This window comes from Alloyangia pacifica (assembly GCF_900116195.1).
Taxonomy (GTDB): Bacteria; Pseudomonadota; Alphaproteobacteria; order Rhodobacterales; family Rhodobacteraceae; genus Salipiger; species Salipiger pacificus.
In genome coordinates this window covers 351,078-375,417 of record NZ_FOZW01000005.1, presented here as the reverse complement: position 1 = coordinate 375,417, position 24,340 = coordinate 351,078, and the positions used below count along the sequence as shown (strand labels likewise).

Genomic DNA, 24,340 nt, shown 5'->3' with positions numbered 1-24,340 from the left:
CCTGGCGAACGGGCCGGATTCGTCCCGTTTTGCGCTCGGTTAGGGGGGTAGCTAGCCCCGATTCGCCCCCTCCGACAACTCAATTCCTCGGGCGGAAACCCGCCGAGCGCCGCGCTGCCCGGCCGCCAGCGAGCAGGGTGATTCGCATGCTGCATCGCGGCACCTTTCCAGAGCAAAAAACTCGGATTGGACAGTTTGTCCCTGCCGCATTTTTGCCCCCTTGGCAGCTGCCCAAAATGTCCACCATCGGCCTCAGAATACCGCGGTGCACCGATTGGCCCTTCCCCGATGGGCTCTACATGTTTCAATCACGGTGGGAGGAAGGATACATCATCGTGACAGGTCATCCGAGCAACGATCAATTCATGCCCGTGGGCGTTGTGCTGCGGCGCACCCCCGGTGTCACCCGTTGGGCCAAGTGGGCCTGGCGGGCCGTTGCCGTGCTGCCCGGGGCCGGTCCAGCCGACTGGCGCGAGCTGCGCCGCGAGGGCGACGTGGTCGAATATCATGCCGCGACGCGCTCGCTGGAACTCTACCGCGCCGAGACCGAGGCCTACCTGCACGGCATCACCGCCCGCGAACCCAGCGTCTATGTCGTCATGCGCAAGACCCTCGGCGAGCATCCCTTCGAGGTCGTGCTGATCACCGCCTCGCCCTACGAGGCGCAGGACTACTGCGACAGCGGCGAGGACATCGTCGAGAAGGTTCCCATGCCCGCCGGGCTTCTGGCCTGGGTGGGCGATTTCGTCGAGCGTTACCATGAAGAGGAAGAATTCGTGAAACGCCGCCGCGATCGTGCAAGAGTGGACGGCAAGCAGGACGGCATCGGCGACCCGCGCATTTCGACAACAGCGGATGTCTACGCCTCGCCCGCCCTGAAAAGAGGGAGGCTGCAATGAAGGATTTCTGGTCCCGCAGGAAGGCCGCTGTCGAGGCCGAGACCCGCGCCGAAGAACAGGCGCAGGACACCGCCCGCCGCGCCGAGACTGAGGCGCAGCTCGCCGAGCGCAGCGACGAGGAGCTGCTGGCCGAGGCCGGGCTGCCCGCGCCGGAAGAGATCACCGACGGCGAAATGGTCCGCAAGTTCCTCGAGTCGCAGCTGCCCAAGCGGCTGAAGAACCGCGCCCTGCGCACGCTCTGGCGCTCGAACCCGGTGCTCGCCTGCCTCGACGGGCTCAACGACTATGACACCGACTTCACCGCCGTGACCCCTGCAGCAGACTTCAAGACCACCTATCAGGTCGGCAAGGGGCTGCTGGCGCACCTCGAGTACGTCGGGCAACCGAAGACCGAGACACAGCCTGAGGAGGCCGAGAGCGAAGACGCAGACGCGGCTGCGCAGGTTGCCGACGCCGGCACCACCTCGATCCGCGCGCCGGAAACGCTTGGCCCGACCATCGAGGCGCAGCCGCAGATCGCGCCGCTGCACCCCATTGAGCCGCAGGTGGCCGAGGCCGCCCAATTTGACCCCGAGCCCGAGGAAAGCACGCTGCCCGCCAGTTCGCGCCGCATGCGCTTTTCCTTCGAGGCCTGATGATGACCGACGAGAGCAACATGACCGCAGCCGCACAAGCCACTGCCCCGAAGATCGCCGAGGAGGATCGCCTCCGCGCCGATCTCTACAACTTCCTCGGGCTGATCCTCGCCCGGCCCGCTGACCAGGGGCTGATTGACCAATGCGCCGGGCTGACCGGAGATGCCACCCCGATCGGCGAGGCGGTCACGACCCTGTCCAAGGTCGCCAAGATCTCGAAGCCCAAGGCAGTGGAGAGCGAATACAACCGGCTGTTCATCGGCCTCGGCCGGGGCGAGCTGCTGCCCTACGCCTCCTACTACCTGACGGGCTTCCTGAACGAGAAGCCGCTGGCACTGCTGCGCCAGGACATGACCGCCCGCGGCCTCGCCCGCGCCGAGAACGTCTTCGAGCCCGAGGACAACATCGCCTCGCTGATGGAGATGATGGGCGCGATGATCGTCGGCCGTTTCGGCACTCCGGCCACGGTCGGCCAGCAAAAGAGCTTCTTCAACAAGCACATCGCCCCCTGGGCGAGCCATTTCTATTCGGATCTCGAAGGCGCCAAGAACTCGGTCTTCTACGCCCCGGTCGGACGTCTCGGCCGGGCCTTCATGGAGATCGAGACCGAAGCCTTCCGGATGAGCGCGGAGTGATCCGCACAATGGCGGGCAACCGCCGCAACCCTGAGAGAGGAGGTCTCTCGATGAAGCGGAAAGACGAGGAGGCGACCAGCCGCCGCGACTTCCTGAAACTGGCCTCGACGGCAGCGCCGCTCGCGGCGGTCGCCGTGGCGACCACCACCGGGACCGAGGCGGAAGCCGCAGAGCCCGACCTGTCGTCGAACAAGATGCAGGACACCGCGCACACGCGCGCCTACTACGCCGCCGCCCGGTTCTGACCGGACGCAGCACTTCCCGCCAAGGACGACTGGTTGCGTGACGCCCGACTGTCCAAGGCACCCGATCAACACCAAGCAAGCCAGGCACCATGCGGGGGCCTAGCGCGCAAGGGGAGAGAGAAACATGTTGAGGAAAAAGACCAACGGGGTTGCGCGACGCCCCCAGCGGACAAGTATCCTTTCCGAAGTGGCGAACACTTCGGTTGACCGTCGCGCCTTCCTGCGCGGGTCCGGTCTGGCGATCGGCGGCCTTGCTGCCGTGGCCGCCACCGGAGGTACGGTAACCCAGGCCACCGCGGCCACCGCCACCGGCGGCGAGATCAAGACGGTGAAATCCGTCTGCACCCACTGCTCGGTCGGCTGTACCGTGATGGCAGAGGTGCAGGGCGGCGTCTGGATCGGGCAGGAGCCCGGCTGGGACAGCCCGTTCAACCTCGGCTCGCATTGCGCCAAGGGCGCCTCGGTGCGCGAGCACGCGCATGGCGAGCGGCGCCTGAAGTACCCGATGAAAAAGGTGGGCGGCGAATGGCAGCGCATCTCCTGGGAGCAGGCGATCAACGAGATCGGCGACCAGATGATGGACATCCGCGACAGCTCGGGTCCTGACTCTGTCTACTGGCTCGGCTCGGCCAAGCACAGCAACGAACAGGCCTACCTGTTCCGCAAGTTCGCCGCCTACTGGGGCACGAACAACGTGGATCACCAGGCCCGTATCTGCCACTCGACCACCGTTGCCGGCGTTGCGAACACATGGGGCTACGGCGCCATGACCAACTCCTACAACGACATCCACAACTCGCGTGCGATCTTCATCATCGGCGGCAACCCCGCCGAGGCGCACCCTGTCTCGCTGCAGCACGTGCTGAAGGCGAAGGAACAGAACAACGCGCCGCTGATCGTCTGCGATCCGCGCTTCACCCGCACCGCCGCCCACGCGGACGAATACGTGCGGTTCCGTCCGGGTTCGGACGTGGCGCTGGTCTGGGGTCTGCTCTGGCACATCTTCGAGAATGGCTGGGAAGACAAGGACTTCATCCGCAGCCGTGTCTGGGGCATGGACGAGATCCGCACCGAGGTCGCCAACTGGACCCCGGACGAGGTCGAGCGTGTCACCGGCGTGCCGGGCAGCCAGCTCGAGCGCGTGGCGCGGACGCTGGCCAACAACCGTCCGGGCACCGTGATCTGGTGCATGGGCGGCACCCAGCACACCAATGGCAACAACAACACCCGCGCCTACTGCATCCTGCAGCTCGCGCTGGGGAACATGGGCACCGCCGGCGGCGGCACCAACATCTTCCGCGGCCACGACAACGTGCAGGGTGCAACCGACCTCGGCGTGCTCGCCGACACGCTGCCGGGCTACTACGGCCTGACCGCGGGCGCTTGGGCGCACTGGGCACGCGTCTGGGAAGAGGACCTCGACTGGCTCAAGTCCCGCTTCGCGATGCTGAAAGGCAAGGACGGCAAGGACAAGGAGATGATGGGTCTGACCGGCATCCCGGTCTCGCGCTGGATCGACGGTGTGCTCGAGGCGAAGGACAACCTCGAACAGCCCGACAACACCCGCGCGATGGTGTTCTGGGGCCACGCCCCGAACTCGCAGACCCGCCTCAAGGAAATGAAGACGGCGATGGAGAAGCTCGACCTGCTGGTCGTGGTGGACCCCTATCCCACCGTCTCGGCGATCCTGCACGACCGGACCGACAACACCTACCTGCTGCCGGCCGCGACGCAATTCGAGACCTACGGCTCGGTGACCGCGTCGAACCGCTCGATCCAGTGGCGTGACAAGGTCGTGGACCCGCTCTTCGAGTCCCTCCCCGACCACATCATCATGCACAAGTTCGCCACCAAGTTCGGCTTTGCGGACCGTCTGTTCCGCAACATCGAGGTGAACGGCGAAGAGCCCCTGCTCGAGGACCTGACCCGCGAGTTCAACAAGGGCATGTGGACCGTGGGCTATACCGGCCAGTCGCCGGAACGGCTCAAGATGCACATGGCCAACCAGCACACCTTCGACCGCACCACGCTGCGTGCCAACGGCGGTCCTGCGGATGGCGACTTCTACGGCATGCCGTGGCCCTGCTGGGGCACCGCCGAGATGAACCACCCGGGCTCGGCCAACCTCTACGACCTGTCGCTTCCGGTGAAGGACGGCGGCCTGCCGTTCCGCGCCCGCTACGGCGTGGAATACAATGGCGAGAACCTGCTGGCCGAGGGCTCGTATACCGTCGGGTCCGAGATCGAGGATGGCTACCCCGAGTTCACCATGCAGATGCTGATCGATCTGGGCTGGGACAAGGACCTGACGCCCTACGAGCGGCGGATGATCGAATGGGTCGCGGGCTACATCGACGCGCGCCCCAGCACCGACACCGAGGTCGGCGAGCAGGACCAGACCGGTCCCTACCCGTCCGACTTCGCCGAGAAGATCGGCGGCGTGAACTGGAAGACCGACCTTTCGGGCGGCATCCAGCGCGTGGCGATCGAGCATGGCTGCGCCCCCTACGGCAACGCCAAGGCACGCTGCGTGGTCTGGACCTTCCCGGATCCGGTCCCGGTGCACCGCGAGCCGCTCTACACCAACCGGCGCGATCTGGTGGAAGACTACCCGACCTACGAGGACAAGACCTTCTGGCGCGTGCCGACCATGTACGCCTCGATCCAGAAGAACGACTTCTCGAAGGACTATCCGATCATCCTCACCTCCGGCCGACTGGTCGAATACGAGGGTGGCGGCGACGAGACGCGGTCCAACCCGTGGCTCGCCGAGCTCCAGCAGAACATGTTCATCGAGATCAACCCGCGCGACGCCAACAACCTCGGTGTGCGTGACGGGGCCGACGTCTGGGTCGAAGGCCCGGAAGGCGGCAAGGTCAAGGTGATGGCCATGGTCACCCCGCGGGTGGGCGAGGGCGTTGCCTTCATGCCCTTCCACTTCGGCGGCTATTTCGAGGGCGAGGACCTGCGCTCGAAGTATCCCGACGGGGCGGATCCGATCGTGCTGGGCGAGTCCACCAACACCGCGCAGACCTATGGCTACGACTCCGTCACGCAGATGCAGGAGACCAAGGCCACACTCTGCAAGATCATGCCGGCGTAAGGAGAGCGAGACATGGCACGAGCTAAATTCCTCTGCGATGCCGAACGCTGCATCGAGTGCAACGCCTGCGTCACCGCGTGCAAGAACGAGCACGAGGTGCCTTGGGGTATCAACCGCCGCCGGGTGGTGACCATTCAGGACGGCCAGCCGGGCGAACGCTCGATCTCGGTCGCCTGCATGCACTGCTCGGACGCGCCCTGCATGGCCGTCTGCCCTGTGGACTGCTTCTACCAGACTGAAGACGGTGTGGTGCTGCACTCCAAGGACCTGTGCATCGGCTGCGGCTATTGCTTCTACGCGTGCCCCTTCGGCGCGCCGCAGTACCCGCAGGCGGGCAACTTCGGCTCCCGCGGCAAGATGGACAAGTGCACCTTCTGCAACGGCGGCCCGGAAGAGAACAATTCCGCAGCCGAGTTCCAGAAGTACGGGCGCAACCGGATCGCCGAGGGCAAGCTGCCCATCTGCGCCGAGATGTGCTCGACCAAGGCCCTGCTGGCCGGGGATGGCGACGAAGTGTCGGCCATCTACCGCGAGCGCGTGGTCGCCCGCGGCTTCGGCTCGGGCGCCTGGGGCTGGGGCACCGCCTACGACGAAAAGGCCAACTGAGCCAAAGGTCGGCGGGCCCCTCGGGTCCGCCGGTAACGCAACGAAGACCCGCGCGGGGCGGCGCCAGCCGCCGTTCCGCGCGATTCTCGCGTGACCCTACTTCATGGAGACGACCATGCTGCGCCACCTGCTGGCACTTTTCGCACTGGTCCTGATGACCGCCGCCCCTCTGGGCGTCGCGGCGCAGGGCACCCTTCTTCCGCCCGAGCCCGACCGCTCCGCCACCGGCGGCGCGCAGACGCTCGAGGACATCATGCGCAGGCAGGCGGGCATCAAGGTCGATGACAGCTTCCGGCGCGACAACATCGGCGGCGAAGCCCCGGACGCGCCCGAGCTGGGCACGCTCGGCGGCGCCTCCGACCCCGATCTCTGGCGCGCGCTGCGATACAACGAGGCCGACGTGCGCGCGTCGACCATCAACCCCAACGGCAAGGTGCTGATCCAGGACGGCGGCATGTGGTGGCTGACCTTCCGCCGCGGCCCGCTGGCCACCTACGGCGGATGGCTGCTGCTCGGCACCATCGGCATCCTGGCGGTGTTCTTCCTGTTGCGCGGCCGCATCCGCATCGACGGCGGCAAGACGGGCTCCACCGTACAGCGCTTCCAGTGGATCGAGCGTTTCGCCCATTGGACGCTGGCGGGATCTTTCCTGCTGCTGGCCTTCACCGGTCTGTTTACCCTGTTCGGGCGGATGTTCCTGATCCCGCTGCTCGGGCACGAGTTCAACTCGGTGCTGCTCACCGGCTCGAAATTCATCCACAATAACGTCAGCTGGGCCTTCATGCTCGGGCTGATCATGGTTTTCGTCATGTGGGTCTGGCACAACATCCCCGACCGCACCGACATCACCTGGTTCGCGCAGGCCGGCGGCATCATCGGCAACAAGCACCCGCCCGCGAAGAAGTTCAACGCCGGCCAGAAGATCATCTTCTGGGGGGTGATCGTGCTTGGGGCCTCGGTCTCGGTCTCCGGGCTCTCGCTGCTCTTCCCCTTCGACATGCCGCTCTTCTCGCACACCTTCTCGGTGCTCAACGACTGGGGCGTGCCGGGCTGGTTCGGCATGGACGCCTTCCCGGTGCACCTCGCCCCGCAGGAAGAGATGCAGTTCGCGCAGCTCTGGCACGCCATCGTTGCCTTCCTGATGATGGCGGTGATCATCGGTCACATCTACATCGGCACGGTGGGCATGGAGGGCGCCTATGACGCCATGGGTTCCGGCCAGGTCGACGAGAACTGGGCGCATCAGCACCACTCGATCTGGTACGAGAAGGTGAAGGAGCGCGAAGCCGAAGAGGCCCGCAAGTCGGCCACACCGGCGGAGTAATCCAGATGGGCCGCCTGGCCGTCATCCTGAGCCTGATGCTCTGCGCCGCCCCCGTGGCGGCGCAGGAGTTCGCCACGCTCAAAGGTCACGGCGGGCCGATCATGGGCATCGCCGTCGCGCCTTCCGGGCAGGTGGCGACGGGCAGTTTCGACAATTCCGTGGGTCTCTGGGATGGCGGCATGCCGCGCTGGCTCGAGGGCCACGCCGCGGCGGTGACCGCGCTGACTTGGGGTCCGGAGGGCACCCTGGTGTCGGGCGGCGACGATTTCGCGGTACGCGTCTGGGGCGAAGCGCCGCGCGTGCTCGGCCAGCATCAGGGCAAGGTCGCGGCGCTCGCCGTCTCACCGAACGGTCGCACCGTCGCCAGCGGCAGCTGGGACGGCTCCATCGTGCTCTGGTCTCTGGACGGCGACGAAGGCACCGCGCTGCCCGCCCCCGGCGCCGGGGTGAACGCCGTGGCGTACGATGGTGCCGACACGCTCTATGCCGCCACCATGGCGGGCGCCTTGCTGCGCTACGACCTCGGGACCGATGATGCGCCCGTCGCCCTCGTCCAGCACGGTTTCGGCATCAACCGGCTGGCGCTCGGCCCCGGCTGGATCGCCTATGGCGCGGTCGACGGCGGCACCCGGGTGATCGACCTGCAGACCGGCGCGCCGATCGCCGACCTGACGCTCGACCGCCGCCCGATCCTTGCCATGTCCTACAATGCACCCTCGCATCAGCTCGCCGTCGGCGACGGCGAGGGCTACATCATGATCGTCGACACCGAGAGCTGGCAGATCACCCGCGACTTCCGCGCCACCCGGCAGGGGCCGGTCTGGGCGCTGGCCTTCTCGCCCGATGGCACGGTGATCCACGCCGGAGGGCTGGATGACGCCGCCTATTCCTGGCCGGTCGAGGCGCTTGACGTCTTCGAGCCCGGCATCGACGGTGCGCGCAGCTTCCTGCGCGCCGCCGAGACCATGCCCAACGGCGAGCGGCAATTCATGCGCAAATGCTCGATCTGCCACGCGCTCACCGCCGGCCCCTCGCGCAAGGCCGGCCCCACGCTGCACGGCGTCTTCGGCCGCCGCGCGGGCACCGTGCCGGGCTACAGCTATTCGGACACGCTGGACGGATCCGACATCACTTGGAACGAGGCCACGATCGACGCGCTTTTCGATCAGGGTCCGGACCATTACATTCCCGGCTCGAAGATGCCCATGCAGGTGATCGCGGGCGGCAGCGACCGGGCCGATCTGATAGACTACCTCAAACAGGCCACCAAAGGAGAGTGACCGCATATGAAAGCCATGTTCACAGGCTTCGCCGCCATCATCGTCATCGGCATCGCCGCCTATTTCGGTCTGCACGAGATGGGCTTCTCGTCCGCCGACGTCTATTCGAGCTCCAACGTCCGCCACGACTGAGCCCCAGCGCATGACGCCGAAGGATGCCTCCACCGACGATTACGGCCCGACGCTGGCCGGTGCTTCGATCCTCGTGGTCGACGACGAGCCCGGCATGCGCAACTTCCTCGTCAAGATGCTGGCCCCCCGGGTGCAGCGGGTCGAGGAAGCGGGCTCGGCGGCGGAGGCCACGCAGAAGCTGGATGCCGCGCATTTCGATCTGGTGATCCTCGACAACGTCATGCCCAAGCGCACCGGGCTCGATTGGCTCGCCGAACAGCAGCGCAAGGGGTTCTTCGGCGACACCATCCTGATCACCGCCTACGCGGACCTCGAAACCGCGATCACCGCGCTGCGCGCCGGGGTCAGTGACTTCGTCCTGAAGCCGTTCCGCGCCAACCAGATCCTCGGCGCGGTGGCCCGGACGCTCGACCGCAAGTACCTGCGCCGCGACAACACGCTGCTTCGGCGCGAGCTGCGCACCGGCCAGTTCCAGGGTAAGCTGCTCGGCAAGTCCGAAGTGATGGTCGCGGTGCGCGCCTTGCTCGCCAAGCTCGCGCCGCTGCCGACGCCGGTTCTTTTCACCGGCGCCAGCGGCACCGGCAAGGAAATGGCCGCACGCCACTTGCACCAGCTTTCGGACCGCGCCGACAAGCCCTTCGTGCCGGTGAACTGCGCCGCGATCGCCCCCGACCGCATGGTGCAGGAGCTCTTCGGAAGCGTCGAGAACGGCGAACGTCTGAAGCCCGGCCTTTTGCTGCTGGCCGATGGCGGCACGCTCTTTCTCGACGAGGTGGCGCAGATGCCCGAGCCGCTGCAGGCCGCGCTGCTGCGCGTGCTCGAGGATCAGCGCATCCGCCCCACCGGGGCCGAGCGCGAGATCCCGCTGAACCTGCGCTTTCTCTTCGCCACCAACGCCGATCTCGAGGCGCTGGTCGCGCAGCGCAGATTCCGCGCCGATCTCTACCACCGCATCAACGTGCTGAAGGTCGAGATGCCGCCGCTGTCGGACCGGTCCGACGACATCCTCGAGCTGGCCGCGCTGTTCACCAAGCAGTTCTCCCAGGCGCTCGGCATGCCGGGACTCGAGCTCGATGAGCAGACCCTGCTGAAGCTGCGCCGCTATGACTGGCCCGGCAACGTGCGCGAGCTGCGCAACCTGATCGAACGCTCGGTGATCCTCGGCGGCTTCCCCGAGGAGTTCTCGGGCGCAGGCGGGGTGACCGGGACGCGGGCAATCGAGGATCTCGACCTCGTGGTGCAGCGCCACATCCTGCACATGCTCGACCTCTGCGATGGCAACCGGGCCGAAGCGGCGCGGCGGCTCGGCGTCTCTCGCAAGACCATCGACCGCAAGATCGCGCAATGGGGCGAAGAGAGCGTGACCCCACCGCAGGCGCCGCGTTAGGCTGGGTCAAAACCCGCCCGAGCAGCCCTCCGGAGTCCCCATGATCAGCCCCCTCCAATTCAAAGCATGGCGCCGCGCCCTCGCCGCCGGGCTCCTCGCCTGCGCCTGCCTCGCCTCCCCTGCCCTCGCTCTCGACCGAAGCGCGGTGGAACGGCAATTCCGCGGCTGGCTGGAACAGACGGTCTGGCCGCAGGCGGCGCGCAAGGGCGTGTCGCGCGGCACCTTCGAGTCGGCCTTTGCGGGCGTGCATCTCAACTGGGATCTGCCAGACCTCGTGCCTCCCGGCACCAAGCCCGAGACCCCCAGGCAGCAGCGACAGGCCGAGTTCGGCCAGCCTGCGAAATACTTCAACCGCGGCTCCATCGACAGCGCGACCTCCATCGGGCGGCAGATGGCCGGGCGGCATGCCTCAGCCCTCGCCGCGACGGAAAAGGCCACCGGCGTGCCCGGGCGGATCATTCTCGGCATCTGGGGCCGCGAGAGCGGCTATGGCCGCGTGGCGATCCCGCACAGCGCCTTCGAGGTGCTGGGCACCAAGGGCTTCATGTCCACCCGCGCTGCCTATTTCACCGACGAGCTGATCGCCGCGCTGCAGATCGCGCAGGCGGGTCATGCCCCGGCCGGGGTGATGAAAAGCTCCTGGGCCGGGGCGCTCGGCCAGCCGCAGTTCATGCCCTCGAACTTCCTGAAATACGCTGCGGACGGCAATGGCGACGGCCATGCCGACATCTGGCGCTCGGAGGCGGACACCATCGCCTCGATCGGCACCTACCTTGCCAAGCACGGCTGGCAGAGCGGGCGCGACTGGGGTTTCGAGGTCCGGGTCCCGGCCTCCGTGTCCTGCACGCTCGAGGGCCCCGATCAGGGCAAGCGCATCTCGGACTGGGAAAAGCTCGGCATCACCCGGATCTCGGGCCGCCCCTTCCCCGAGCACGAACGCCGCGGCGAGGGCTTCCTGCTGATGCCCGCCGGGCGGCACGGGCCGGCGTTCATCGTCACACCCAACTTCTACGTGCTGAAGGACTACAACATGAGCGATCTCTACGCGCTCTTCGTCGGCCACGTGGGCGATCGCATCCAGTACGGCGTGGGCGATTTCAGCGCGCATTGGGGCACGGTCGGGGGGCTCTACCGCTCGGACGTCGCCGCCATGCAGCGGGCGCTTGAACGGATGGGACATGACGTGGGAGGGGCCGACGGGCTGCCGGGATTCAAGACCCGCCGCTCAATCGGCCGCTGGCAGGAAGCGCAGGGGCGGCCCGCCACCTGCTTCCCCGAAACAGCAATGAAATCGGCCCTGCGCTAGGCGTTCCAGACCACCTCGCCGAGGCGGGACAGGTCGTAGCCGCCAAGGCTGCCTGCACGGGCGCGGAAGGTCTCGGAGCGGCAGAAGGCGATGAGCGTCTGCAGCGGCGGGTCGAACCAGGCCTTGCGATCGAGCAGCAGATCGAAGCGTTCCTCGATCACCGGCACGAAGCGCAGCCCGTAGGAATGCGCCACCGACTCGAGGCCGAAGGTCACGTCGGCCTCGCCGCGCCGAACGCTCTGAACCGCCTCGTCCTCGGTGCGTTCCAGCGGCGTCAGCGTGACCGACCCCAGATCGAGTCCCGCCTCGGCAGCGAGATCGCGCAGCAACCCGGCGGTGCCGGAGCTGTCCTGACGCGGCGCCAGCCGCAGGCCCGCAAGATCGGCCAGCCCCCGCGGCGTCGGGCCGTCCTCGCGCAGCACCAGCCCGCGGCGCCGCGCGGCAAAGCCGACCAGCACCGCGTTCTGCTCGGCGGACGCCGTGCGGGCGGCACCGGTGTTCCAATCTCCATTTGCGTCCCGAACGTGCAGGCCGGTCGCCACACCCTCGCCCGCGGCAAAGCGCGTCAGACCATCCAGCGAGCCGTCGAAATAGGTGGCAAGCCCGCAGCGTGACTGGCGGATCGCCCAGTCGAGCAGCGGATCGTGGGAGCCGAGGAAGACCCCGGGCCTCGTCACCGGGGCCGCGACAAAGCCACCGCTCTGAGCGCCTTCGATCCAGGCGCGGATCTCGGAGGCGGGGAACAGCAGCTTTCCGGTGGCACGCGAGCAGGGCACCTCACCCGAGGCGGCAAGATCGTAGATCTTGCGCTCCTTCAGGCGCAGCAGATCGGCCAGTTCGCGGACGGTCAGGTATTCGTGTGGCGGGATCTGCAGGTCGGTCATCGTCTCGGGCGTGTTGGGGGCGGCACCGTGCCGCCCCCGGACCCTATCAGTTCTTCGGCGCGTTGGGGAAGAACAGCTGCTGTCCGTCGACCTTGTAGTCGGCAATCACCTTCTGGCCCTCGTCCGAGAGCAGCCAGTCGGCGAAGTCCTGCGCCGCGTCGATCTTCACGCTCGGGCATTTTTCCGGGTTCACCGGGATCACGCCGTACTGGTTGAAGAGGGTCTCGTCGCCCTCGACCTCGATCGCGTAGTCCTGCTTGTTCTGGAAGCTGATCCAGGTGGCGCGGTCGGTCATCACGTAAGCGCCCATGCCGATGCCCGCGTTCAGCGTCGCGCCCATGCCCGAGCCGGTCTCACGGTACCACTCACCCGAGGCAGCGGTGGGGTCGATGCCCGCGGCCTTCCAAAGCGCGACTTCCTTCTTGTGGGTGCCGCTATCATCGCCGCGCGAGGCAAAGAGCGCGCCCGCCTCGGAGATCTTGGTCAGCGCCGCCTCGACGTCGTCCATGCCCTTCACGCCCGCCGGGTCGCTTTCAGGCCCGACGATGACGAAGTCGTTGTACATGAGATCCGTGCGCTCGGTGCCGAAGCCCGCCGCGACGAATTTTTCTTCCGACGGCTTGGCGTGCACCAGCAGCAGATCGCCGTCGCAGTTCTCGGCGTTCTTGATCGCTTGGCCGGTGCCCACGGCCACGACGTTGACGGTGATGCCGCTTTCGCCGGTGTAGATCGGCAGCAGGTAGTCGTAGAGCCCGGAGTTGGCGGTCGAGGTGGTCGACTGCACGATGATCGACTGCTCCTGCGCGAGGGCACCGCCGGCGAGGCCGAGGGTCAGCGCGGTCGAGGCGATCAGTCTTGCGATGGTCATGAGGAACGTCCTTCTGTCCTTGGTAATCAATCACTTGGGATGCACGTTGGGCGGGGGATCAGAGCACGATCCGGCCCGCGAGATAGTCCCGCGCCGGCTGGCTGCGCGGCTCGGGGAAGAAGACATCCGCGTGGCTGTGCTCGGCCACGCGTCCGCGGTGCAGGAAGACCACCTCGTCCGCCATGCGCCGGGCCTGCCCGACGTCATGTGTGACGAAGATGATCCGCGTGCCCCGGTCGCGGGCAGCGCCGACGATGCGCTCGATCACCAGCACCGAGGCGGGATCAAGGCTGGCGGTGGGCTCGTCGAGGAACAGCACCTCGGGGTCGGTGGCCAGCGCGCGGGCCAGCGCCAGCCGCTGCGCCTCGCCGCCCGAGAGCAGCCGCGCGGGCTGGCGCGCCTTGTGCAGCAGACCGACCTCGCGCAGCAGCGCATCGCGGCGCGACCGGTCGCGGCCGCGGGCCTTCAACACGAAATCGAGGTTGGCGGCGACCGAGCGGCGCAGCAGCACCGGCTTCTGGAACACCAGCGCCTGCCGCGCGGTGGCCTGCGCGGCAGAGGTACCGTTCCAGCTCACCTCTCCGCCGCTCGGGACCAGCAGCCCGTGCAGCATCTTCAGCAACAGGCTCTTGCCCGCGCCGTTCGGCCCCATGATCACCGTGCAGCCACCGGGCGCGAGGCTCAGCTCCACCCCGTCGAGCAGCGCCGCGCCATCGGCGGCAAGCCGCAGGCCGGAGACGCGCAGGGGCAGGAGCGGGCGGGACATGGCGGCCTCATCGCGGGGGCGCGCCACGGGCGGCACGGCGGTGATCGGCAGGTCAGACATGGGCTGTTCCGGACATGGTCACCTCAGACATGGGCCTGCCGCGCCGCGGTCATGCGCAGTGCCTGCACCCCGGCGTTCACGCCAAGCGCCAGCACCAGCAGGATGATCCCCAGCGCCAGCGCCAATGGCAGGTCGCCCTTGGATGTCTCGAGCGCAATGGCGGTGGTCATCACCCGGGTCAGGTGGTCGATGTTGCCGCCAACGATGATCACCGCGCCGACCTCGGCCACGGCGCGGCCAAAGCCCGCCAGCCCGACCGTCAGCAGCGCGTAGCGTCCGTCCCAGAGCAGCGTCGTGATGCTCTGCCAACGCGAAAGGCAGAGCGAGCGGAATTGCTCGGCATATTCGGCGTGAAGGTCTTCGAGCACCTGCCGCGACAGCGCGGCGACGATGGGCACGATGAGGATGGTCTGCGCGAAGACCATCGCGCCGGGGGTGTAGAGCAGCCCCAGAAAGCCGAGCGGCCCGGAGCGCGAGAGATGAAGGTAGACCAGCAGGCCGACGACCACCGGAGGCAGGCCCATCAGCGCGTTCATCACGATCAGCACAAGGCCCCGGCCGCGGAACCGGCTCACCGCGATCAGCGCGCCGATCGGCAAGCCGATGGCGCAGGCAAGCACCGTGGCGCTCAGGCTGACCCGCAGCGAGAGGCCGACGATCTCGTAGAGATCGGCCTCGCCGGACAGGACCAGCGACAGCGCCAGATGGAAGGCCTCCCCGATGCTTTGCAAAATTTACCCTCCCTGCGGAAATTTTGCCTTATTCCGACTATGCATCCTCTCGCCCATGACGCAAGAGGCGTCAATAGTCCGAATGAAATACGGCCCGCTCGGGGGAACGGGCCGCTATCGACGCAGGACTGCAAAATTTCCGGGCCGGCCCCGGGAGGCCGGTGAAATTGCCTCAGAACGGCAGGCCGACGTAGTTCTCCGCGAGGTCCTTGCGCGCGGTTTCCGAGTCCGCGAGGTGGCGCAGCGTGGCCCGGCGCATTTCCTCGGCAAAGCTGTCTTCGCCCTCGAAGCGGTGCAGCATGGTGGTCATCTGCCAGCTGAAGCGCATGGCCTTCCAGATCCGCGCCAGCGCGCGCTCCGAATAGCCATCGATGCCCGCGGTCTGGCCGGACTTCAGCGCCGCAATCAACGCCTCGTGCAGGTAGTAGACGTCCGAGACCGCGAGGTTCAGCCCCTTCGCGCCGGTCGGCGGCACGATATGCGCGGCGTCGCCGACGAGGAACAGCCGGCCCCAGCGCAGCGGCTCGGAAACGAAGCTGCGCAGCGGCGCGATGGATTTCTCGATCGACGGGCCGGTGACCAGCTTGGCCGCGGCCTCCGAGGGAATGCGGCGCTTGAACTCAGTCCAGAAGCGCTCATCGGACCAGTCCACGACCTTGTCGGTGAGCGGCACCTGCACGTAGTAGCGCACCAGGTTCTCGTTGCGCATCGAGGCCAGCGCGAAACCGTGCGGCGAGTTGGAATAGATCAGCTCGTCATGCACCGGTGGGGTGCGCGAGAGGATCCCCAGCCAGCCGAAGGGGTAGACCCGCTCGAACTCGCGGCGCTTCTCCTCGGGTATGGTCTTGCGGCTGACCCCGTGGAAGCCGTCGCAGCCCGCCACGTAGGCGCAGCTGATGCGGTGGCGCTCGCCGTTCAGCGTGTATTCGACCGCCGCTTCGGAGGCATCGAGGTCGTGGATGGTCACCTCCTCGACGCCGTGGATCACCTGCGTCCCCATGGCGTCCTGCGCGCCGTACAGATCCTGCGTCACCTCGGTCTGGCCATAGACCATGACCTGCTTGCCGGTGAGCCCCTTGAAGTCGATGTGCACCATCAGCTCGGCGTCGGTGAGATAGGTGCCGTCGTGCGGATAGCCCTCGGCATCCATGCGCGTCCCGACACCCGCTTCGCGCAGCAGCTCGACCGTACCCCATTCGAGGATCCCAGCCCGGATCCGCGACAGCACGTGCTCGCGGCTCGACCGCTCCAGCACCACGGTTGCGACCCCGGCCTTGTTCAGCAACTGCGAGAGCAGCAGACCCGAGGGGCCTCCGCCGATGATCACGACTTCGGTTTTCATGCAATCTCCTCCTATCTTTGCACGCACCCTAAGCCCCGCAAGGCCTCGCGCGAATAGACGTGGAGTGCATAGGCTGGTACTATTCATGCATGAACCGCCGCCCCGACATTCCCCTGTTCGACCTCTTCGGAGAGACCGGAGGGTTCCCAGACACCGTGCATTGCGAACGCATCTGGGACCGGGCAAGACTTCACGAATGGGTGATTTCCTCACACAGGCATGCCGAGATCACACAGGTCTTCTTCATGCGACACGGCCATGCCGAGGTTTGGATCGACGGTCAGCCGCACAGTTTGGATGACGGACAGTTCCTGCTGATCCCGGTACAGATCGTGCATGGCTTCGAATTCCAGAAGCTGAGCGAGGGGTTGGTGCTCTCCTTTCCCGCGCCGGTGCTCGCGGGCATGCGCCCGGCCTCTGCGGGGCTCGCCGCACGATTGGCGCGCCCGGCGATCGGGGATGCCTCGGACACGCTGGTCACCCTGTCGGAGCACCTCGTTGCCGCCTTCGCCCGCCCTGGCCCCTATCGCGCCAACCTGCTGGTAGCGCTGGCGCAGGCCCTGCTCGCCGAGATCTGCGCTTTGGCCCCGACCGAAGAGTCCGAAGCCGCCGGCGGGGCGAAGATGATGGCACTCGACGCGCTCATCGCGGCGCATCTGTCGGAGGGCTGGCGCGCCGGCGACTACGCCGCCGCCCTGTCGATCACCCCCGGCCACCTCACCCGGCTCTGCCATGCCGCCACCGGCCTCAGCGCCTCGCGCTATATCGAGGGCAAGGTCATGACCGAGGCGAGCCGGATGCTCGCCTTTACCCAAGTGCCCGTGGCCGAGGTCGGATATCGCCTGGGCTTTTCCGACCCGGCCTATTTCTCGCGCCGCTTCCGCGCGCTGCGCGGCCAGAGCCCCAGCGACTACCGCAGCCGCTTCGTGGGCTGAGGCGCCGCGGGAGCCGGGCGTGCCCGCACGCCACCCAGAACTCGCCTCCGCTCCTTGACCCCGCCGCGCAGAGGCGTATCGCTGGCCGCGTCAAAGTTTCGCGGAGGCACCCTATGACCCGCATCATGATCAACGGCTTCGGCCGCATCGGCCGCACCCTGCTGCGCCAGCTGCTCACAGACCCGGCCAATGCCGATCTCGAGCTGGTGGCGATCAACGATATCGCCTCGCCCGAGATGTGCGCCTATCTCTTCCGCTACGACAGCGTCTTCGGCCCCTTCCCCGGCACTGTCACCGAGGAGCCCGGCGTGCTGGTCGTGAATGGCCGCCGCATCCCCTTCCACACCACGCGCGACCTGCGCGAGTTGGATCTCGGCCACGTCGACGTCGTGCTCGAATGTACCGGCGCGGCCTCCAACCGCCCGCATGCCGAGGCCGGGCTTCTCGCCGGGGCGAAATCGGTGCTGCTCTCCGGGCCGTCCGAGGCCGCAGATATCACCTGCGTGCTTGGCGCCAACGAGGACGAGATGGGCGATGCACGCATCGTGTCGAACGCCTCCTGCACCACCAATGCGATCGCGCCGATGCTGAAGGCGCTGGACGCGCGTTTCGGCATCGCCCGCGCGCATGTGACGACCATCCACTGCTATACCGGAAGCCAGCCCACGGTGGACGCGCCCGGTGCCAGCTACGAGCGCAGCCGGGCCGCCGCCGTGTCGATGGTGCCGACCAGCACCAGCGCCGCCAAGCAGGTGATCAAGGTGCTGCCCTCGCTGGACCACCGGCTCAGCGTGACCGCCGTGCGCGTGCCCTGCATCTCGGTTTCGGCAGTGGACGCGGTGCTGCAGCTGGAAGAGGTGCCACAGGACGTCAATGCGGCGCTGTCCGAGCTTTTCGCGGGCTCCCCGCTGGTCGGGCTGACCGCGGATCCCTGCGTCTCGACCGACCTGCGCGCCCGACCGGAGTCGCTGGTTCTCTCCACCCGCGAGACCCGTGTCGTCGAGGGCGGTCAGCTTCGGCTCTTCGGCTGGTACGACAACGAGTGGGGATTCTCGGCGCGGATGCTCGACATGACCCGCCGCATGGCGGCGCGCTGATCTTCAAGCGGCGTTTGAAACTGTCTCGGGCACCGGGGCCTCAGTCGGGCCTTTACCCGGTCCCGGCATCTGCCACTATGTCCCGCGACACCGCCGAGATAGCTGATGGAGACCCGCCGATGACCGGATACCTGACGACGCATGTGCTCGATACCGCCCGCGGCTGCCCCGCCGAGGGGCTGAAGATCGAGCTGTTCCGGATCGAGGGCGAGGCCCGCAGCCTGCTCAAGACGCTGGTCACCAATGACGACGGGCGCACTGACGCGCAGATCCTACCCGCCGCCGAGTTCGCGCTCGGCACCTACGAGCTGGTCTTCCACGCGGGCGCGTATCTCGATGCTTGCGGCACGCCCCCCGAGGAGCCGCGCTTTCTCGACGTGGTGCCGATCCGCTTCGGCATGTCCGAGCCCGCGCATTACCACGTGCCGCTGCTGCTCTCGCCTTTCGGCTATTCGACCTACCGCGGCAGCTGACCGCGCTTTCACGATCTGACCCGAACGGCGCCCCTCGCGGGCGCCGTTTTCGTTTCCATGTCGGATTTCACCGATCTGTCATGCACTTGTCGCCCCGCTGTCGCAGCCCACCGCCAGAGATCGCCACGACGCTGCACAGCTGTGCAGCCAGACACCACGGGGCAGACCATGAGCGACATCCGCATCTCGGGCATCGACAAGAGCTACGGCCAGACGCAGGTGCTGCGGCAGGTCTCGCTGAGCATCGAGGCTGGGGAATTCATCGCCGTGCTCGGCCCCTCGGGCTGCGGCAAGACCACCTTGCTGCGCTGCCTCGCGGGCTTCGAGCGGCTCAACGGTGGCCGGATCGAGATCGGCGGCGAGACGGTCTCCGCCCCCGGTCGCCACCTCGCCCCCGAGCATCGCGGCATCGGCGTGGTGTTCCAGAACTACGCGCTCTGGCCGCATATGTCAGTGGCGCAGAACGTGGCCTACGGACTGAAGATCGCGGGCATTCCCAGATCGGAGAGGAATTCCCGAGTGTCAAAGGTGCTCGACCTCGTCGAGCTGGGGCCGCTGGCACACCGCCGTCCCGCCGATCTCTCGGGTGGGCAGCGGCAGCGCGTCGCGCTGGCCCGCTGCCTTGCGATGGAAAGCCGCGTCGTGCTGCTCGACGAGCCGCTGGCCAATCTCGACGTGCACCTGCGCGGCACGCTGGAAGAGGAATTCGCCGCCTTCCACGCCCGCTCCGGCGCGACCATGTTCTACATCACCCACGACCAATCCGAGGCGCTGGCTCTCGCCGACCGCGTCGCGGTGATGGACAAGGGCCGCATCCTGCAGTTCGACCGCCCCGAGGCCCTCTTCAGCCAGCCGCAGAGCGAGACCGTCGCGGGCTTCATCGGCGAGGGGCGGGTGCTCGAGGCCGAGGACATCCGTCCGCTCGGAGATGGCCATGCCGCCGCCTCGGTGCTCGGCCGGCCGGTCCGGCTGCGCTGCGCCCCTGGAGAGACCGCCCGACGCCGCGGCAAGATCGCCTTCCACCCCGGCGACCTTCACCTCACCAATGCCGCCGAGGCCATTCCCTGCAATGTCACCCGCGCCACCTACCGCGGCGCCTACCTGCGCGCCGAGGTCATGGCCGGTCCCGCCGGAGACATCCCGTTGTCCGTGAACATCGCCGCCCCCGCCGCTCTGAGCCGCGGCCAGCGGATCTCTCTCGCCCTGCGCGACGGCTGGGTCATCCCCGATGCCGCACCCTCTCACCCCTCCTGAACACGCAACCGCAAGGACACCGAACATGCGTCTTCTCAGCCTCACCCTCGCCGCGACGCTGCTTTCGAGCGCCGCCTATGCAGAAACCACGCTGACGCTCTATACCAGCCAGCCGCCGGAACAGGCGCAGCAGACCGTGGACGCCTTCGAGGCCGCCCACCCCGACATCAAGATCGAATGGACCCGCAACGGCACCTCGGCGCTGATGAACGTCGTCCGCGCCGAGATCGAGGCCGACAACGTGCAGCCCGACATCCTGCTGGTCGCCGACGTGATCAACCTCGGCGAGCTGAAGGCCGGCGGTCACCTGCTGGCCTACGAGGACGCCCCCGTGTCCGAGTACGACCCCGCCACCTATGACGCCGATATGACCTATTTCGGCACCAAGGCGATGACCACCGGCATCGCCTACAACACCGAGATCGCCGAGCCGGTCAGCAAGTGGATGGATCTCATCACCGAAGAGAACCGCGGCATGATCGGCGTGCCCTCGCCACTCTACTCCGGTGCCGCGCTGAACCACCTGCACGCGCTGCTGAACGCCGAAGGCATCGGCTGGGCGTTCTACGAGGGCCTCAACGACCTGGACATCGTCCCCGAGGGCGGCAACGGCCCGGCCACCAAGGCCGTCGCCTCGGGCATGGCGAAATACGCGATCATCGTCGATGCCAACGCGCTGCGCGCCAAGGCCGACGGCTCGCCGGTCGATTTCATCGTGCCCGAGGACGGGGTGAGCTTCATCACCGAGCCCGCCGCGATCATGGCCGGCACCGAGCACCCCGAGGAAGCCAAGCTCTTCATCGACTTCCTGCTCAGCGAAGAGGGCCAGAAACTGGTGGCCGAGCAGGGCTCGCTGCCGATCCTGCCGGGCGTCGAAGGCCCCGAGGGCTTTCCCAAGCTCGAGAACATGAAGCTGCTCGGCTACAACGTCGACGCGGCGCTGGAAACCAACGAGGCCGTCCGCGCGCATTTCGGCGAGCTCTTCGGGCTCTGATCGCGTGACCCTCGTGCAAGACCAACCGGCGCGCCCCCCTCGGGCGCGCCGACTGCTCAGGCGCTTCGGCAGCGAACGTGTTCTGACGCTGGTTCTGATCCTCTTTGTCGGGCTGCTCTCCATCGCGCCGCTCGCCCGGCTGCTGCATGCCGCGCTCTTCCCGCAGGGCGCCTTCGACGCCGCACGCATTGCCGATATCCTCGGCGGGCGCCGGGTGCTGGAGGCCACGTTCAACACCCTCTGGATCGCCTGCGCCGCGACGCTGCTGGCCACGGTGGTCGGCACGCTCGCCGCGCTGCTGACCTCGCTCACCGACATGCGCCGCCGCACGCTCTGGGTCTTCGGCTTCGTGCTGCCGCTGATGATCCCGCCGCAGGTCACCGCGCTGGCCTGGGTGCAGGCCTTCTCGCCCGCCAGCCCGATCCTCGGCCCGCTCGGCCTGTCGCTGCCGCCCGGCACCCGCCATCCGCTCTACTCCATGGGCGGGATCATCTTCCTGCTCGGGCTCTACAATGCCCCCCTCGTCTTCCTGTCGGTCCGCGCTTCGCTGCAGCGCCTGCCTGCCTCGCTGATCGAGGCCGCCCATGCCAATGGCGCCAATGCAGGTGCCGTGACCCGCGACATCGTTCTGCCGCTGATCCGCGGCGGCATCTTCGCGGGCGCCGCCCTGGCCTTCGTCTCGTCGATCGGCAACTTCGGCATCCAGGCGATGCTCGGCATCCCGGCCCGCATTCCGACGCTGATCACCCTGATCTACCAGCGGCTCAACGCCTACGGCCCCTCAGCGCTGAACGACATGGCCCTGCTTGCCCTGCTTCTGGCGCTGCTGACGGTGATCGGCATGACCCTCACCGCCTGGCTCGGACGTCGCGGCGATCAACGCGTCGACGCCGCGCAGCGGCCACCGCGCATGGCCCTGGGCCGGTGGCGCCTTCCGGTCAGCGGCGTGGCCTGGCTCTATCTTGCGCTCTGCCTTCTGCTGCCTATCTCGGCGCTCTTCGGCACCGCGCTGGTGCGCGGCTACGGCGTGCCGCTGACCCTCGAGACGATCACCTTCGAGAACTTCGCCAACGCGCTCTTCCAGCACGAGGGTATCCGGAGCGCCTTTCTCACTTCGCTCTGGCTGACGCTGCTGACCGTGGCGATCCTGATCCCCGCCGCCGTGGCCCTCGGCTACGTGCTGAGCTGGCGGCGCGGCTGGATCGCAAGGCTGCTGCGCATCGCCTCGGAACTCGCCTACGCGCTGCCCGGCATCATCATCGGCGTCGCGATGATCCTCTTCTTCCTGCGCCCGCTGCCCTTCATCGGCACCGGTCTCTACGGCACGGTCTGGGTCATACTCGCCGCCTACCTGTCGAACTTCCTCGCCTTGGCGCTGCGCCCCATCCTCGGCGGCTACGCGCAGATCGACCGGGCGCTGGACGAGGCGGCTCAGCTCGCGGGCGCCGGGGTCTTCGCGCGGCTGCGCGACATCGTCCTGCCTGCGCTCGCGCCTTCGGCCATGGCAGCTGCGATCCTCGTCTTCATGACGGCGGTGAACGAGATCCAGGTCTCGGTGCTGCTGGTCAGCTCGCGCGCCACCACCATCGGCCCGATGATCATCTTCCTCGAAGAGGCCGGCTCCTCCACGCTTGCCGCCGCCGTCGGCTGCCTGATGGTGCTGCTGGTGCTGGCGCTCATGGGGCTGTCGCTGCTCGTCGGCCGCCGCCTGCCCGAGGGGGTGCTGCCATGGCGCGACTGACCGCCCTCAGCGGCCTCGGCCGCAAGAGCGCCGCGCTCTTCCTGCTCGAAACCGAAGGCCGCAGGCTGCTGCTCGACATGGGCGGCGGGCTGGAACTGGGCGAGCGCCCCGACCTCTCTCGCGCAGGCCGCATCGACGCGGTGCTGCTGAGCCATGCCCATGTCGATCACGTCGGCGCATTGGGCCGGCTGGACGAGATCGGCACGCCCCCGGTCTTTGCCACCCCCGAGACGCTGCACCAGTTGCCGACCGAGCTGCGCCCCACCCGCAGCGCCGCGCTGCCCGACCGCGGACCCGCGGAGGTGCTGGGCCTCCGGTTCGACACCGGCCGCTCGGGCCATGCCCCCGGCGGTATCTGGATGCGCTTCCCGACCTTGCGCGGCGGGTTTCTCTACACCGGCGACTTCAGCATCGAGGCGCCGCTCCTGCGCTGCGATCCCTTTCCACGCAGCGCCACGGTGCTGGCCGATGCCTCTTACGGCGACCGCGAGGACTCGCTGGCGGTCCAAATCGCCGCGCTGACGGACGCCGCGCGCAACGGCGCGGTGCTACCCTGCCCTGCTGATGGGCGCGGCCCCGACATGGTGGCAGCGCTTACCGCAGCGGGGCTGACCGTCCACGCCTGCCCGCAGATCGCCGGTGAAACCGAGCGCCTTACCGGTTGCCGCCCGGCCGAGGCCACGCCCCAGACCGCCGAGCCAGCGCAGGTCATCGTCGCCGACGGGCCGAACGCCGAGCACGGGCTGCCCGCGGCGCTGCGCGATCGCCCCGGCTTTCGCTTCATCTTCTCCGGCCATGTGCCGCGCAGCAGTCCGGCCCATGCGATGATCGCGGAGGGTCGCGCCCGTTGGATGGGCTGGAACGTGCATCCGCGTCTTTCCGACCTTCTGGCCCTCGCCGAGACCACCCGCGCCGAACGGGTTCTGCCCGCCTTCGTCGACCTGACAACCGCCCCCCGCCTGACCGCTGCGCTTGGCCCGCGCCTGCGGTGCTGCACCAGCCTCGAGGTCTGAGCCATGTCCCGCCACCATCTTCCCCAAGCCGTTCCCGCGTCCGAAGCCGCAGAGGATGACACACCGCTGCTCTGGCAGATCCCGGGCGAGATCGGCCCCGGGCTCGACGCGCTCTGGCTCGGCAACCTGCCCGCCGCCGAGGATCGGGCCGCCCTGCAGAGGGCGCGGATCGGTGCCAGCCTGAACCTCGCGATGAACATCTTCCCCGGACCGCTGCTCCGCCCGGACGGCACCCACTTGCGGCGTTATCAGATCGGCTTGCTGGACGGGCCGGGCAATGCCCCCGAGACGCTCGCCGCGGCGGTCACGCTGATCGACGGGCTCGCGGCGGTCTATACCGAAGGCAAGCCGCACTACCCGGCGCACGAGAAGGGCGGGCTGCTGGTGCATTGCCGCGGCGGCCGCTCGCGCTCGGTCACCGTGCTGGCGCTCTGGCTGCACCTGCGGCGACCCGCCGAGTTCCCGCGCTTCGAAGAGGCACTGGCGTATCTCCGCGCACTGCGCGGCCTCGATGAGACCTACCCGCTGCCGCCGATGCTCACGCTCGCCCGCGAGGTTCTGGACCGCGGCCTTTGCACCCGATGAGACCGCCGCGTCCGCCACTCGGCCCCCCCAGGGGCCGCTTCGTTT

The 24,340-nt window shown here is 67.9% G+C and carries 24 protein-coding genes; 19 read left to right on the top strand and 5 right to left on the bottom strand.

The genetic code is table 11. The features are described from left to right. Window positions 1-365 precede the first annotated feature (365 nt). The 11 genes from BM397_RS13140 (at window position 366) to BM397_RS13095 (ending at window position 11,552) form a co-directional block, all read left to right on the top strand. A complete protein-coding gene (locus BM397_RS13140) occupies window positions 366-899 on the top strand; it encodes a DUF3305 domain-containing protein (protein WP_092424679.1) in 534 nt (177 codons plus the stop codon). Continuing rightward, window positions 896-1,534: a DUF3306 domain-containing protein gene (locus tag BM397_RS13135; protein WP_092424677.1), complete on the top strand. Its 639-nt coding sequence runs from the start codon at window positions 896-898 to the stop codon at window positions 1,532-1,534. Before BM397_RS13140 ends, BM397_RS13135 begins: the two co-directional genes overlap by 4 nt. 20 nt (window positions 1,535-1,554) lie before the next feature. Further along, complete coding sequence (locus BM397_RS13130; RefSeq protein WP_092424755.1) at window positions 1,555-2,169, top strand: TorD/DmsD family molecular chaperone; 615 nt, start codon at window positions 1,555-1,557, stop codon at window positions 2,167-2,169. Window positions 2,170-2,219: 50 nt separating this feature from the next. Then, window positions 2,220-2,414: a twin-arginine translocation signal domain-containing protein gene (locus BM397_RS13125; protein WP_092424675.1), complete on the top strand. Its 195-nt coding sequence runs from the start codon at window positions 2,220-2,222 to the stop codon at window positions 2,412-2,414. Window positions 2,415-2,538: 124 nt separating this feature from the next. After that, window positions 2,539-5,517, top strand: coding sequence for a formate dehydrogenase subunit alpha (locus BM397_RS13120; protein WP_092424673.1), 2,979 nt, complete (start codon window positions 2,539-2,541; stop codon window positions 5,515-5,517). A gap of 12 nt (window positions 5,518-5,529) precedes the next feature. Then, the gene (gene fdh3B, locus BM397_RS13115; protein ID WP_092424671.1) at window positions 5,530-6,123 is read left to right on the top strand and encodes a formate dehydrogenase FDH3 subunit beta; all 594 of its coding nucleotides are present in this window, start codon (window positions 5,530-5,532) and stop codon (window positions 6,121-6,123) included. Between the two features lie 115 nt (window positions 6,124-6,238). Further along, window positions 6,239-7,447 carry a formate dehydrogenase subunit gamma gene (locus tag BM397_RS13110; protein WP_092424669.1) on the top strand — a complete coding sequence of 403 codons (1,209 nt, stop codon included), beginning with the start codon at window positions 6,239-6,241 and terminating at the stop codon, window positions 7,445-7,447. A gap of 5 nt (window positions 7,448-7,452) precedes the next feature. Beyond that, a complete protein-coding gene (locus BM397_RS13105; RefSeq protein WP_092424667.1) occupies window positions 7,453-8,727 on the top strand; it encodes a c-type cytochrome in 1,275 nt (424 codons plus the stop codon). Between the two features lie 6 nt (window positions 8,728-8,733). After that, window positions 8,734-8,859: a hypothetical protein gene (locus BM397_RS29710; protein WP_256218755.1), complete on the top strand. Its 126-nt coding sequence runs from the start codon at window positions 8,734-8,736 to the stop codon at window positions 8,857-8,859. A gap of 10 nt (window positions 8,860-8,869) precedes the next feature. Continuing rightward, window positions 8,870-10,246: a sigma-54-dependent transcriptional regulator gene (locus BM397_RS13100; RefSeq protein ID WP_092424665.1), complete on the top strand. Its 1,377-nt coding sequence runs from the start codon at window positions 8,870-8,872 to the stop codon at window positions 10,244-10,246. Between the two features lie 40 nt (window positions 10,247-10,286). After that, entirely contained in the window at window positions 10,287-11,552 is a 1,266-nt protein-coding gene (locus BM397_RS13095) for a lytic murein transglycosylase (protein WP_092424663.1), read from the top strand. Here BM397_RS13095 and BM397_RS13090 read toward each other — a convergent pair. From BM397_RS13090 to pobA, 5 genes are all read right to left on the bottom strand, one after another. Continuing rightward, window positions 11,549-12,436 (bottom strand): substrate-binding domain-containing protein, encoded by an 888-nt coding sequence (locus BM397_RS13090; protein WP_092424661.1) that lies wholly within the window; start codon window positions 12,434-12,436, stop codon window positions 11,549-11,551. The two genes, BM397_RS13095 and BM397_RS13090, sit on opposite strands and share 4 nt — an antisense overlap. 46 nt (window positions 12,437-12,482) lie before the next feature. Further along, the gene (locus tag BM397_RS13085) at window positions 12,483-13,304 is read right to left on the bottom strand and encodes an ABC transporter substrate-binding protein (protein ID WP_092424659.1); all 822 of its coding nucleotides are present in this window, start codon (window positions 13,302-13,304) and stop codon (window positions 12,483-12,485) included. A 58-nt stretch (window positions 13,305-13,362) separates the two neighbouring features. Continuing rightward, window positions 13,363-14,130 carry an ATP-binding cassette domain-containing protein gene (locus BM397_RS13080; RefSeq protein ID WP_176806642.1) on the bottom strand — a complete coding sequence of 256 codons (768 nt, stop codon included), beginning with the start codon at window positions 14,128-14,130 and terminating at the stop codon, window positions 13,363-13,365. Window positions 14,131-14,153: 23 nt separating this feature from the next. Then, complete coding sequence (locus tag BM397_RS13075; RefSeq protein ID WP_092424657.1) at window positions 14,154-14,861, bottom strand: ABC transporter permease; 708 nt, start codon at window positions 14,859-14,861, stop codon at window positions 14,154-14,156. A 172-nt stretch (window positions 14,862-15,033) separates the two neighbouring features. Beyond that, on the bottom strand, window positions 15,034-16,203 hold the full coding sequence (gene pobA, locus BM397_RS13070) for a 4-hydroxybenzoate 3-monooxygenase (protein WP_092424655.1): 1,170 nt from the start codon (window positions 16,201-16,203) through the stop codon (window positions 15,034-15,036). A gap of 89 nt (window positions 16,204-16,292) precedes the next feature. Between pobA and BM397_RS13065 the strand changes: the two genes are divergently transcribed. The 8 genes from BM397_RS13065 (at window position 16,293) to BM397_RS13030 (ending at window position 24,295) form a co-directional block, all read left to right on the top strand. Further along, window positions 16,293-17,138: a helix-turn-helix domain-containing protein gene (locus tag BM397_RS13065; protein WP_092424653.1), complete on the top strand. Its 846-nt coding sequence runs from the start codon at window positions 16,293-16,295 to the stop codon at window positions 17,136-17,138. 113 nt (window positions 17,139-17,251) lie between these two features. Continuing rightward, window positions 17,252-18,235: a type I glyceraldehyde-3-phosphate dehydrogenase gene (locus BM397_RS13060; protein WP_092424651.1), complete on the top strand. Its 984-nt coding sequence runs from the start codon at window positions 17,252-17,254 to the stop codon at window positions 18,233-18,235. 119 nt (window positions 18,236-18,354) lie between these two features. Then, the gene (uraH, locus tag BM397_RS13055; protein WP_092424649.1) at window positions 18,355-18,708 is read left to right on the top strand and encodes a hydroxyisourate hydrolase; all 354 of its coding nucleotides are present in this window, start codon (window positions 18,355-18,357) and stop codon (window positions 18,706-18,708) included. 168 nt (window positions 18,709-18,876) lie between these two features. Then, window positions 18,877-19,962 (top strand): ABC transporter ATP-binding protein, encoded by a 1,086-nt coding sequence (locus BM397_RS13050; RefSeq protein WP_092424647.1) that lies wholly within the window; start codon window positions 18,877-18,879, stop codon window positions 19,960-19,962. Window positions 19,963-19,987: 25 nt separating this feature from the next. Then, on the top strand, window positions 19,988-20,956 hold the full coding sequence (locus tag BM397_RS13045) for an ABC transporter substrate-binding protein (RefSeq protein WP_092424645.1): 969 nt from the start codon (window positions 19,988-19,990) through the stop codon (window positions 20,954-20,956). 4 nt (window positions 20,957-20,960) lie between these two features. Beyond that, window positions 20,961-22,697, top strand: coding sequence for an ABC transporter permease (locus BM397_RS13040; protein WP_245696066.1), 1,737 nt, complete (start codon window positions 20,961-20,963; stop codon window positions 22,695-22,697). Then, entirely contained in the window at window positions 22,685-23,710 is a 1,026-nt protein-coding gene (locus BM397_RS13035) for an MBL fold metallo-hydrolase (protein ID WP_092424643.1), read from the top strand. The genes BM397_RS13040 and BM397_RS13035 overlap by 13 nt, the downstream gene beginning before the upstream one ends. Window positions 23,711-23,713: 3 nt before the next feature. Beyond that, the gene (locus BM397_RS13030) at window positions 23,714-24,295 is read left to right on the top strand and encodes a dual specificity protein phosphatase family protein (RefSeq protein WP_092424641.1); all 582 of its coding nucleotides are present in this window, start codon (window positions 23,714-23,716) and stop codon (window positions 24,293-24,295) included. Window positions 24,296-24,340 lie beyond the last annotated feature (45 nt).

Bases quoted from the DNA above. Each gene is read 5' to 3' on its own strand.
- BM397_RS13140 (WP_092424679.1), top strand. From the start codon at position 366: ATGCCCGTGGGCGTTGTGCTGCGGCGCACCCCCGGTGTCACCCGTTGG.
- BM397_RS13135 (WP_092424677.1), top strand. From the start codon at position 896: ATGAAGGATTTCTGGTCCCGCAGGAAGGCCGCTGTCGAGGCCGAGACC.
- BM397_RS13130 (WP_092424755.1), top strand. From the start codon at position 1,555: ATGACCGCAGCCGCACAAGCCACTGCCCCGAAGATCGCCGAGGAGGAT.
- BM397_RS13125 (WP_092424675.1), top strand. From the start codon at position 2,220: ATGAAGCGGAAAGACGAGGAGGCGACCAGCCGCCGCGACTTCCTGAAA.
- BM397_RS13120 (WP_092424673.1), top strand. From the start codon at position 2,539: ATGTTGAGGAAAAAGACCAACGGGGTTGCGCGACGCCCCCAGCGGACA.
- fdh3B (WP_092424671.1), top strand. From the start codon at position 5,530: ATGGCACGAGCTAAATTCCTCTGCGATGCCGAACGCTGCATCGAGTGC.
- BM397_RS13110 (WP_092424669.1), top strand. From the start codon at position 6,239: ATGCTGCGCCACCTGCTGGCACTTTTCGCACTGGTCCTGATGACCGCC.
- BM397_RS13105 (WP_092424667.1), top strand. From the start codon at position 7,453: ATGGGCCGCCTGGCCGTCATCCTGAGCCTGATGCTCTGCGCCGCCCCC.
- BM397_RS29710 (WP_256218755.1), top strand. From the start codon at position 8,734: ATGAAAGCCATGTTCACAGGCTTCGCCGCCATCATCGTCATCGGCATC.
- BM397_RS13100 (WP_092424665.1), top strand. From the start codon at position 8,870: ATGACGCCGAAGGATGCCTCCACCGACGATTACGGCCCGACGCTGGCC.
- BM397_RS13095 (WP_092424663.1), top strand. From the start codon at position 10,287: ATGATCAGCCCCCTCCAATTCAAAGCATGGCGCCGCGCCCTCGCCGCC.
- BM397_RS13090 (WP_092424661.1), bottom strand. From the start codon at position 12,436: ATGACCGACCTGCAGATCCCGCCACACGAATACCTGACCGTCCGCGAA.
- BM397_RS13085 (WP_092424659.1), bottom strand. From the start codon at position 13,304: ATGACCATCGCAAGACTGATCGCCTCGACCGCGCTGACCCTCGGCCTC.
- BM397_RS13080 (WP_176806642.1), bottom strand. From the start codon at position 14,130: ATGTCTGACCTGCCGATCACCGCCGTGCCGCCCGTGGCGCGCCCCCGC.
- pobA (WP_092424655.1), bottom strand. From the start codon at position 16,203: ATGAAAACCGAAGTCGTGATCATCGGCGGAGGCCCCTCGGGTCTGCTG.
- BM397_RS13065 (WP_092424653.1), top strand. From the start codon at position 16,293: ATGAACCGCCGCCCCGACATTCCCCTGTTCGACCTCTTCGGAGAGACC.
- BM397_RS13060 (WP_092424651.1), top strand. From the start codon at position 17,252: ATGACCCGCATCATGATCAACGGCTTCGGCCGCATCGGCCGCACCCTG.
- uraH (WP_092424649.1), top strand. From the start codon at position 18,355: ATGACCGGATACCTGACGACGCATGTGCTCGATACCGCCCGCGGCTGC.
- BM397_RS13050 (WP_092424647.1), top strand. From the start codon at position 18,877: ATGAGCGACATCCGCATCTCGGGCATCGACAAGAGCTACGGCCAGACG.
- BM397_RS13045 (WP_092424645.1), top strand. From the start codon at position 19,988: ATGCGTCTTCTCAGCCTCACCCTCGCCGCGACGCTGCTTTCGAGCGCC.
- BM397_RS13035 (WP_092424643.1), top strand. From the start codon at position 22,685: ATGGCGCGACTGACCGCCCTCAGCGGCCTCGGCCGCAAGAGCGCCGCG.
- BM397_RS13030 (WP_092424641.1), top strand. From the start codon at position 23,714: ATGTCCCGCCACCATCTTCCCCAAGCCGTTCCCGCGTCCGAAGCCGCA.